Annotated in this window: 7 protein-coding genes; 4 read left to right on the top strand and 3 right to left on the bottom strand. The window is 63.9% G+C overall.

Annotated elements, in window-relative coordinates; genetic code table 11:
- Positions 1-180: 180 nt before the first annotated feature.
- Together V7116_RS23825 and V7116_RS23820 are read right to left on the bottom strand one after the other, a co-directional pair.
- Complete coding sequence (locus V7116_RS23825) at positions 181-1,380, bottom strand: PDZ domain-containing protein (RefSeq protein WP_324394493.1); 1,200 nt, start codon at positions 1,378-1,380, stop codon at positions 181-183.
- Positions 1,381-1,584: 204 nt separating this feature from the next.
- Positions 1,585-3,030 carry a LysM peptidoglycan-binding domain-containing protein gene (locus tag V7116_RS23820; protein ID WP_324394492.1) on the bottom strand — a complete coding sequence of 482 codons (1,446 nt, stop codon included), beginning with the start codon at positions 3,028-3,030 and terminating at the stop codon, positions 1,585-1,587.
- A 196-nt stretch (positions 3,031-3,226) separates the two neighbouring features.
- Between V7116_RS23820 and V7116_RS23815 the strand changes: the two genes are divergently transcribed.
- The 4 genes from V7116_RS23815 to V7116_RS23800 all read left to right on the top strand — a co-directional run bounded on the left by V7116_RS23815 (position 3,227) and on the right by V7116_RS23800 (position 7,880).
- Positions 3,227-4,102, top strand: coding sequence for an aminoglycoside 6-adenylyltransferase (locus V7116_RS23815; protein WP_324394491.1), 876 nt, complete (start codon positions 3,227-3,229; stop codon positions 4,100-4,102).
- Positions 4,103-4,247: 145 nt separating this feature from the next.
- Complete coding sequence (locus tag V7116_RS23810; protein ID WP_324394490.1) at positions 4,248-5,036, top strand: metallophosphoesterase; 789 nt, start codon at positions 4,248-4,250, stop codon at positions 5,034-5,036.
- A gap of 84 nt (positions 5,037-5,120) precedes the next feature.
- Positions 5,121-5,909 carry a metallophosphoesterase gene (locus V7116_RS23805; protein ID WP_324394489.1) on the top strand — a complete coding sequence of 263 codons (789 nt, stop codon included), beginning with the start codon at positions 5,121-5,123 and terminating at the stop codon, positions 5,907-5,909.
- A 534-nt stretch (positions 5,910-6,443) separates the two neighbouring features.
- Positions 6,444-7,880 carry a phosphoglucomutase/phosphomannomutase family protein gene (locus tag V7116_RS23800; RefSeq protein ID WP_324394488.1) on the top strand — a complete coding sequence of 479 codons (1,437 nt, stop codon included), beginning with the start codon at positions 6,444-6,446 and terminating at the stop codon, positions 7,878-7,880.
- Between the two features lie 343 nt (positions 7,881-8,223).
- On the opposite strand, the gene V7116_RS23795 is transcribed toward V7116_RS23800, so the two are convergent.
- Entirely contained in the window at positions 8,224-9,699 is a 1,476-nt protein-coding gene (locus V7116_RS23795) for a hypothetical protein (protein WP_324394487.1), read from the bottom strand.
- Between the last annotated feature and the right edge of the window lie 286 nt (positions 9,700-9,985).

Here is a 9,985-nt window from a genome sequence, read left to right as displayed (position 1 = left end):
TGGAGAGGGGCTGGGGGTGAGGTCGCGGTGATGTCCGGATTATTTTATTAAACTGCATCAACCCGCCCGTTTTTCTCCCAGTCTCCACGCAACACACGTTACGCGGGGATGTTTCCCCTTCCCTCCGCTTGCGTGGGGGAAGGGGCCAGGGGATGGGGGGCTGTAAAACCGTAACACGCTCTAGAACCGGATTTGAAGCTCCGTCCGCTGCCCGGCGCGCAGCACCGAGGCGGAAACCCGCTCGCCCTTTTTGCGTCCCTTGACCAGACGGTTCACGGCGCGCGTCGTCGTCACCTGCTGGCCCGCCAGCTCGACCAGCACATCGCCCGTCCGTAACCCGCCCCGCCCCGCCGGAGACTGCGCCACGACGCGGCCCACAAACACGCCCTGGTCCACGTTGGGAGCCGCCTCCGCGAACTTGTCGAGATCGAGCACCTCCGCGCCAAACTGCTGGAACGCGCTGCGCCGCCGCACGACCATGTGCAGCCCCGACGACGGTTCCGGCTGGAGCGCGCCGTCGCGGATCAAATAGATCCCGCCCGCCACGGCCAGGATGCTGCCCAGCACCAGCCCCATCCAGATCGGCGTCTTGAGCACGCTCTGCATGCGGTCCCATTCGGTGTAGGTCTGGTAGTACGAGTAGTACTCGTCACCGATGACCGTCAGCGAAAACTCGCGTGTGAGCGTCGTTTGGCCAACGTCGCCCTCCGGCAGCGGGTAGCTGACGTCCATGCTCGCCGTCACCTGGATCGGCTCGCGCGGGGGCGTCATGGGCAGCGGCAGCATGGCGAGCATCTGCGGATAGGCGGAGCGCGGCGCTTCGCCCGGCTCGAACGCGACCGCCGCCGTCCCTTCCCAGTCGCGCATGTCCTCGGCCCTCACCGTGCCGCTGACCCCGCCGCGCAGCCGGACCCGTCCTGACTCAAACGCCCACTGTCCCCCGGCGGTGCTCATAGGCTCGAAGTCGATGGTGACCGGCATCGAGCCGCCGTAGCCCGTTGGGATCAAATAGCCGCTGCGCTCCGGGTCGTATTCCACGACGTAATCGGCGTCGTAGCCCGTATAGAGATACTCATCCAGGCCACCCGGCAGCGACTGCCGGTGCGACGTCTTGAACTCGGCCAGATAATCGGCGGGGATGTCCGGCTCGGACACGATCAGCGCCCGCGCGATCGCCATGCCCGACACGAGCACGAAGCCCACGCACCCCGCCAGCAGCCACGCGCGGATCTGGTAGCCGCGATAGGCCAGCAGGAACATCGCCGCGAGCATCACCAGGGTGAACGGCGTCACCCAGGTATAAGGAAAGCCAAGCTGAGTCACCAGAAAACTGCTGACGGCGCCCGCCGCCGTCCACCCGAAAAAGAGGAGAAACCACATAGACGGTCCCCAATTGGTGCAAAAATGCGCAATTCTGTTTTATTCCTGTTTCATTATATATTGATTCTAGGTAAGACACTCTTGAAAAATTTGTGAACGTTACGTTACCGGGCAGTTAACGGTTTTGGATGGCGGGTCATACAAAAAACGGCGAGCCTCGTTTGAGGCTCGCCGTGTGGTGCACAGTGATACGTGCTGCGCGGATTATTGCAGCGCAGCGCCCAGGGCGGAGCACGCCGGGCAGCTTCCACCCGGACGCACGATCGCGTACCCAGCAGCCGGGTCGGCGCCGTAGTCGGTGAAGTCCATGTTCCAGATGATCATCAGGCGGACCTTACCGCTCTGGCGGGCGAGCTGGGCCGCGCGGGCCAGCCACTGCGCCTGCTGCGCGACGGTGGTGTTGTTGCCCCACTCGAAGCCAGCGGGCAGCGCGCCGAGACCCTCAGGCGAGACGTAGCCCAGTTCGGTGAAGCACAGCGGACGCGAGCCGCCGAACGCGTTCCAGTAGGTGTTGACCATACCCCAGAAGTAGCGGGTGTAGTAGTTGTCGCGCGGGTCGCCGGTCGTCTGGTCGGGCGAGACGATGCCCTCGTTGTAGTGGATGCCGATGCAGTCCATGTAGTTGGCTGCGCCCGCCGCCGCGAGGCCCGCGACGTACCGGTCGTCATTCCACACCGCGCCCGAACCGAACGCGCCTTCCGCGCCCGTCGGTGACGGGGCCGCGCTGATCACCATCACGCTCGCGTTGGCGGTCTTGATCGAGGTGTAGGCCTTCTGCAGCATCTGGGTGTACATCTGGGGGCTGATCTGCCCGTTCGGCCATTCGCGGTCGAGGTTCGGCTCGTTCCAGACTTCGATCGCGTCCGGCCCCAGCGCGGCGACGCCGCCCAGGTAGCCCGCGAACTGGTCCATGTAGCCCGTGCCGCCGGACGCCAGCTGGGCCTTATCGCCCACGATGCCGAGCAGAATGCGGAAGCCCTGGCCGTGCGCCTGATCGATCAGCGCCTTCACGCCCGACGGATCGTCGCCCAGGTTGTAACGCACCTGGCGCTTGGCCCAGGTCATGTTCGCCTGACGCATCAGGTCAGGATAGGCGAAGCTGTCCACGTGCGCGCCCAGGCCGAACGAGCCAACGGGCTGGCCGGGGATCGGCGTAGCCTGCGGCGCGGCGGTTGCACCCGGCGCGGCAGTCGGCTGCGGCGTCACGGGGACGCCGGTCGCGCCCGGAATGGTCAGGGCCTGCCCGACGTAAATCAGGTTCGGGTTGGCGATGCCGTTGGCCTGCGCCAGCGCGGCCACGGTCGTGCCATATTGCAGCGCGATCCGCGACAGCGTGTCGCCCGCCACCACGGTATAGGTGCCGCCGGTCGCGGGCGGCGGGGTCACGGTCACAGGCTGCGGATTCGAGCCCGCCACCGGAATCTTCAGCACCTGCCCCGAATAAATGAGGGCCGGGTTGCTGATCCCGTTCAGTGCCGCCAGCGCAGCAACCGTGGTGTTGTACCGGAGCGAAATTCGGAACAGGTTTTCACCCGGCTGCACAGTATGCGTCGTGCCGGAATCTTGAGCCAGGGCCGACCCAGGTTGGTACAATGCCGGAGCCAGCAAGGCTACCACCAGCAGGCCAAAAACGATCCATTTCAGGCGCATCGCAGTAAGCTCCTCGTTTTGAATTTCCAAATTCCCCTTTATTCATAATAGTGGAAATTGAGAAATGCACAACTGTCGTAAGTGACTTCGTTGGAGGCGTATGAAGTGACTCCGTGGGCGAAATGCCGCTTGAAAGCCCCGGCGTGGGCGGATAGACTTTGCGGCGTGACAACGCACGCACGCTAAGGACGCTGGAATGATCCCCCTCCCCCCGGTAATGCAGAGCTTGCAAGACGCCGCGCTGGCCTGGGCCGCCCAACAGCCGGACATCCGCGCCGTGGTGCGGATCGGCTCGTTCGCGCGCTCGTACCGACCCGCCGACGCGCTGTCGGACCTGGACCTGATCCTGTTCACGCGCACCCCGGCCCGCTACCGCGCCTGGAGCGACTGGATCGGCGGCTTCGGCCCAATGTGGCTCAACGTGCCCGCGTCGCACGAGGGCGACGACTGCGAGCAAATGGCGATCTACGAGGGCGGCTACAAGGTCGATATGGTGTTTTTTACCCTGGGGCGGCTGGAGCACATGGTCGCCGCGCAGTCGCCCGATCACATTCTGGGGCGCGGCTACGTGACCCTGCTGGACCGCGACGGGCTGCTGGCGCAGATCCCGCCCGCGCCAACCACGCCCCCGCCCGGCGATCTGCCGGACGGCGAAGCCTATCGCGCCGTGGTGACGCGCTTCTGGTATTCCGCCGCGCAGGTCGCCAAATACTTGTGGCGCGGCCAGCTCTGGGTCACCAAGCTGCTCGAACGGCGGCTGCAAGACAGCCTGCTGACGATGCTCGAATGGCACGCCCGCGCGCTCAACGGCCCCGCGTGCGACACCTGGATCGACGGGCGTTTCATGGCCGATTGGGCCGATCCGGCGGCGTATGGCGCGCTGCACGAGACGTTCGCGCACTTCGACGCGGCGGACACGTGGCGCGCCCTGGACGCGTCGATGGCGCTGTTCCGGCGGCTGGCAACCGAAACCGCCGGGCGGACCGGCTCCACCTACCCCGCCGAGCTGGACGCGCAGATCACCGCGTTTGTGGCGCAGATCCGCGCGGGCGATCTGGCCGGGCGGGCTTAAAATCCGTCCCTGCAAAACCTGCACCAAACCGGATCGCGGTTTTGGTGTGCCACACCACTGTTTCACGGATTATGTCGCGTGTATTCCGGCCCCGCGCCAGATCCCGGCGCGGCGGCCCGCTCCTTCAGGAGACAACCAAAACCGTATGCAGCCCAAACTCAGCTTCGTTCAGATTTCCGATACGCACATTGGCCCCACGCGCAGCCACGAGGCCCGCACCGCCTGCACTTACGACAACCTTGAGCGCTTCGTGACCCTGCTCAACGCCATGCCGGAGCCGCCGGACTTCGTGATCCACACCGGCGACATCACCGACGACGGCAGCCCGGCGTCCTATGAGCTGGCCTGGGATCTGCTCTCGCGGATCAACGTGCCACTCTACCTCGTCAACGGCAATCACGACCTGATCGAAAACATGGGCGGAATCCTGGCCGCCAGCGGCACGCCCTCCAGCGCCGTCGCCGGATCGCTCTGCTACACCTTCGACCTGAAGGGTGAGCGCTTCCTGGTGCTGGACGCGTTCGATCCGGGCGCGCTTCAGCCCGCCGGATGCCTGGGCGACGCGCAGCTCGCGTTTCTGCGCGCCGAAACGGAAGGTGGTGATCTGCCGCTGACCGTGTTTCTGCACTTTCCGCCCCTGCCGATGGGATCGCCGTGGCTGGACCGGCGCATGCTGATCCTCAACGGGCACGCGCTGCACGACGCGCTGCTGCCCGCCCGCGACCGGCTGCGCGGCGTGTTCAGCGGCCACCTGCACCGCCCGGCCCAGACCGTGCGCGACGGGATTGCGTACTGCACCGTCGCCAGCACCGCGTACCAGATTACGTGGCGGCGCGGGGAAGACGATCTGGGTTTCGACGCCGCGACGCCGCCGGGCTACATGGAGGCGCGCTACTTCGACGATTACGCGGTCGCCACACACTATTCGTTCTGACCGGCGCGTATTGCGTCCTGCCCGGCCCCGCGCTAGAGTTCCCGGCGTGTGTGGTTGGCCCGTCTCAGGAGAAAATCAAACGACATGCAACCGAAACTGACCTTCGTGCAGATCACCGATTCGCACCTCGGCCCGACGCGCGACTTCGAGAAACACGGCGTGCGCCCGTACGACTGCCTGGACCGGTTCGTGACGCTGTTCGACGACATGGAGCCGCCCGATTTTCTGATTCACACCGGCGACGTGTCCGACGAAGGCAGCCCGGCGTCGTACGATCTGGCGCGCGAGATCCTAGCGCGGGTAAACGTGCCGGTGTATTTCGTGAACGGCAATCACGACTCGGTCGCCACGCTGCGCGACATGATGGACCCCGCCGCCACCGCGCACAGCGCCGATCCCGACGCGCCGCTGAGCTACACCTTCGACGTAAAGGGCGAGCGTTTCCTGGTGCTGGACGCCTTCAGCGAGACTGTCCCGCAGCCGCTCGGCTTCATGAGCGAGGCCCAGCTTGCGTTTCTGCGCGCGGAGGTCGAGAGCGGCACGCTGCCGCTGACGGTTTTCGTGCATTACCCGCCGTTCCCGATGGGATCGCCGTGGCTGGACGAGCATATGCCGATCACGAACGGAGACGCGCTGCACGCGGCCCTGCTGCCCGCCCGCGACCGGCTGCGCGGCGTATTCGGCGGCCACCTGCACCGCCCCGTTCAGACCGTGCGCGACGGGATCACGTACTGCACCGCCGCCAGCGTCGCGTTCCAATATACTTGGCAGCGCTGGGAAGACCTGCCGCTGTACGATCCGGCGACGCCGCCCGGCTACCTGGAAACGCGCTACTTCGACGGGTACGCGGTCGCCACGCACTACTCGTTCTGAGCGCCGCGTGCGCACTCTGCGCGAAAAGACGGGGTTTCCGCTCACCCGCCAGCCCACGATCCGTAGGGGCGGGTCTGTGACCCGCCCGGCTTTGCTGACCACGGGCGATGCAAGCATCGCCCCTACGAAGAGCCGGATGTGCTTAACCTGGTGTCTATGGGACGGAATTAACCCTCCCCACAAAACCCCATTGGGCGCTGTTTGTCTCCCCTCTCCATCCCAGACTGGAGAGGGGCTGGGGGTGAGGTCGCGGTTGCTTTTGACTCTCGGCTAACCGCTGCCTCTCCGGGGCCGAGGTGAGGTTTCTTTCCGCACCAACAGGCTCGGCGGATGGTCCGTGTGGAGCGCCCAACCCGGGGATGTAGCAACACTGTAAATTTTGCCTGCCGCCGGAGCGTAAGACACAAAAATACTGTACACTGAAGGCGATCTGAGTCGATTGGCGGGCCTGGGGTGGCCTTCCATAGTGAGTGATTTGGCAGCAGTGGCAAACCTTCGCATCTATCGCTAAGAAAGGGGACCGGGCGATAACCTATGAGTATTCGATTCGGAACCGATGGCTGGCGTGCCGTCATCGCAGAAACGTTCACGTTTGGCAATTTGCGGCTGGTCGCGCAGGCCGTCGCGGACTATGTGACTCAAGAATTCCCCGACCGCAAAAACCCGGAAGTCGTGATCGGCTTCGATACGCGCTTCCTGTCGGACCGCTTCGCCATCGAGACGGCGCGCGTGCTGGCGGCAAACGGCATCGTGACGTGGCTCTCGCGCACGGACGCGCCGACGCCCGCCATCAGCTACAACGTCAAGCACAAAAACGCCGTTGCGGGCGTGGTGATCACCGCGTCGCACAACCCGCCGCGCTATAACGGCTTCAAGCTCAAGGCGGCCTATGGCGGATCGGCACTGCCGTCGGAGTGCCAGCTTGTCGAGAGCTTCCTCGAAGCGGCGCAGCGTGAGGCGCGCGGCCCGAACCTGATGAGCTACGAAAAAGCGCAGGACGAAGGCATGATCCGGCGCTTCAACCCCACCAACGCCTATTACGAACACCTCGAATCGCTGGTGAACATCGACAAGATTTCCGACGCGGAGCTGCGCATCGTGGCCGACCCGATGTACGGCAGTGGCCGCACCGCGATCCGCGCGATCCTCTCGCGCTCGCGCTGCCAGGTGACGGAAATTCGTGGCGATCTGAATCCTGGCTTCGGCGGCATCCACCCGGAGCCGATCCGCAAATACCTGGACGCGCTGGCCGCTGCCATCCAGAACAGCCACGCGGACGTGGGCATCGCCACCGACGGCGACGCGGACCGCATCGGCGCGATGGACGGCCAGGGCAATTTTGTCGATCCGCACACGGTCATGGCGCTGTCGCTGCGCTATCTCGCGGAAAAACGCGGCTGGACTGGCGACGTGGTCAAGACCGTCTCCACCACGATGATGGTCAACCGCATCGCGGCCCAACACGGCCTCGCCGTGCACGAGACGCCCGTGGGCTTCAACTACATCGCGGATCACATGCTGGGCGGCGACGTGCTGATCGGCGGCGAGGAATCCGGCGGCATCAGCATCAAGGGGCACATTCCCGAAGGCGACGGCATCCTGATGGGCCTGCTGCTGCTCGAAATCATGGCCGATGCGGGCGTGCCGCTGGTGGAAATCGTGGCGGACCTGCAAAAACAGTACGGGCCGACCTGCTACACCCGCACCGACTTCCACCTGAAAGCGCCCGTACCCAAGAAGGAAATGGTGGAGCGCCTGTGCAACGCCGCGCCGCCCACGATGGCGGGCCAGGCCGTGCGCGACTGCTTCACCTTCGACGGCATCAAGTTCGTGATGGCGGACGACAGTTGGCTGCTGATCCGTCCCAGCGGAACCGAGCCGGTGCTGCGCGTCTACGCCGAAGCGCCGACGCAGGATGCGGTCGATGAGCTGCTGGCCGAGGGCCGCAAGATGACCAGCATCGACGTGTAGGGACGATCTGCCTTTTTCCCCGGCACGCGAAGCGTTCGACACAGCGCGCCAGGGTCGATAACCGTAGGGGTAGGGCTTGCCCTACCCGGCTTTTCTCACCACTGACGAGGCAAGCCTCGCCCCTACGAAACCCATTGGGACACTGCTTGTCTCCCCTCTCCAACTTGATTGAAAAGGGGCTGGGGGTGAGGTCTGCCTTGGCCTTTGCTCGTGCTTTTCCCTGATCCCTGCCTTTCTGGACCCGGGGGTGAGGTCGCGGGGCCGCCACTCGCCAGACAAAACACAGCCCGGCCCCTCGCGGAGAGGCCGGGCTGTTGCGCTATCGGCGAAAGCCTGCGATCGACTAGTTCGACGTCACGGACGCCAGCATTTCGAGGGCGAGATCGCCTTCGGTGAAGTCAGTACCGGCGAGCGGGTAGATGTCCATCACGACCATCGAACCGTTCTCCGCCTCGACCGCGCCGTACCACGTATCGTACGTTTCCGTATCGGTTACGGTTTGGGTTTTGTAGATCACCAGATCGCGCCCATTGACCGACACCATCTCGAACGTAGACACATCCACGCCCGCACCCGCATCCCACGAATTCAGCAGCGCCATGATCGCCGTGCCCGGATTGCCCGCCTTGACCCCATAGTCCGCAAAATTTTCAGGGGTTATGTAGTAGGGATCGATGCCGGTCACATCGTCGACGATATAGGTGAAGTCAGAGTCACTCGTTTGCACGGTCCAGTCGGCGGGATAGTAGAAGCCCAGGCCCGCGCCGTCCAGATCGAACCACTCCGTCAGGGCGGCGGTGTCGGCGGGCGTGTCGGTCTGCGCAGTATCAGCGGACGTACCGCTCTGGGCCGATGCGATCACGTCCAGCGCCACGTCCAGTTCGGTCACTTCGCTGCCGTACGTGGGGTAAATGTCCGCCGCGAAGACGGTCCCATCGCTGAGCAGCGTCCCGGCGATGATCCCGGTATAATCGACGTTGTTGTTCTCGAACGTATCGTTGTAGGTCACCATTACGACCGTGCGCCCGTTGACGTCAACCTCCTGGACTGCCGCCGGGTCGAAGGGTGCATCGACGCCCGCCGCCACATCCTGAAGTACCGCCGCGACATCTCCCGCCGCGCTGACGGCAGCAGCGTCGTCCGCATCGTACCAGTACGGGTCGAAGTAGGTTTCTTCGCTCTCGAAGCGCACGTAGCCGTTGTCTTCCGTGAAGACCTGCCACGTATCGGGCAGCACCACCCCGATCCCCGATTCCTCGAACACGTAAGTGGGCGTCACCACCGGCTCGATATTGAACGACGCCAGCGTTTGCAGCGCCTCATCACGCAAGGTCGCGGGCACTGCGTCGGACTGGGTCGGATAGATGTTCGCGGTGAAGACCGTGCCGTCCGAAACGGCCATGGCCCCCAACAGCATGGTATAGGGCCCAGCCTCGTCGGTGTCTGTGAATTCGTACGTGTAAATCTGCCGCCCATCGATCTTGACGACCTGGATAGCCGCCGGATCGAACGTGATCGTCTGGTCCATAGGATTGAACTGCAAATTCTGCATCACGCCGGCAACGTCCCCGACCTCAACGCCATATTCGGCCAGCAGTTCGGGCGGATACCAGTCTGGGAAGAGTTCCGCCGTGCCAGCGGTGAGGTAGATCGATCCCTGGTCGTTCTCGGCGATCTCCCAGCCATCCGCGTAACGGAACGACACCCCGGCCCAGTCAAGAAAATAAGAGTTGGGCAGCGTGTCACCCTGCGCAAAAGCAGGCAGCGCGCCACACAACATCATGGCGATCAAAATAAAGCGAAGCGCCTTCTTGGACATAAATAAAGCTCCTTGCTAAAGAGTAAGAGATAATCTAAATTGTAGTACACCTTTTGTGCCGCACAACTAAACACATGAGTTACTGAACGGTTAAACGCATTTTTTCATGATAATTTCATAATCGAAGGTGGTATCCGCAAAACACAGCCCGGCCCCTCGCGGAGAGGCCGGGCTGCTGTAAAACGTAACGAATAGCGGGACTTAGAGGCTGTTATGCACTTCTCGAGGGAAAAAACTGGTTTCTCACGCTCTCGTGACCCTGCGAACTGTAGGGGCGGGTTTCAAA

The sequence above is a fragment of the Aggregatilinea sp. genome, assembly GCF_036822615.1.
Taxonomy (GTDB): domain Bacteria; phylum Chloroflexota; class Anaerolineae; order Aggregatilineales; family Aggregatilineaceae; genus Aggregatilinea.
Note: the sequence above shows the minus strand (reverse complement) of the source record. Positions and strands in the feature narration are given on the sequence as shown.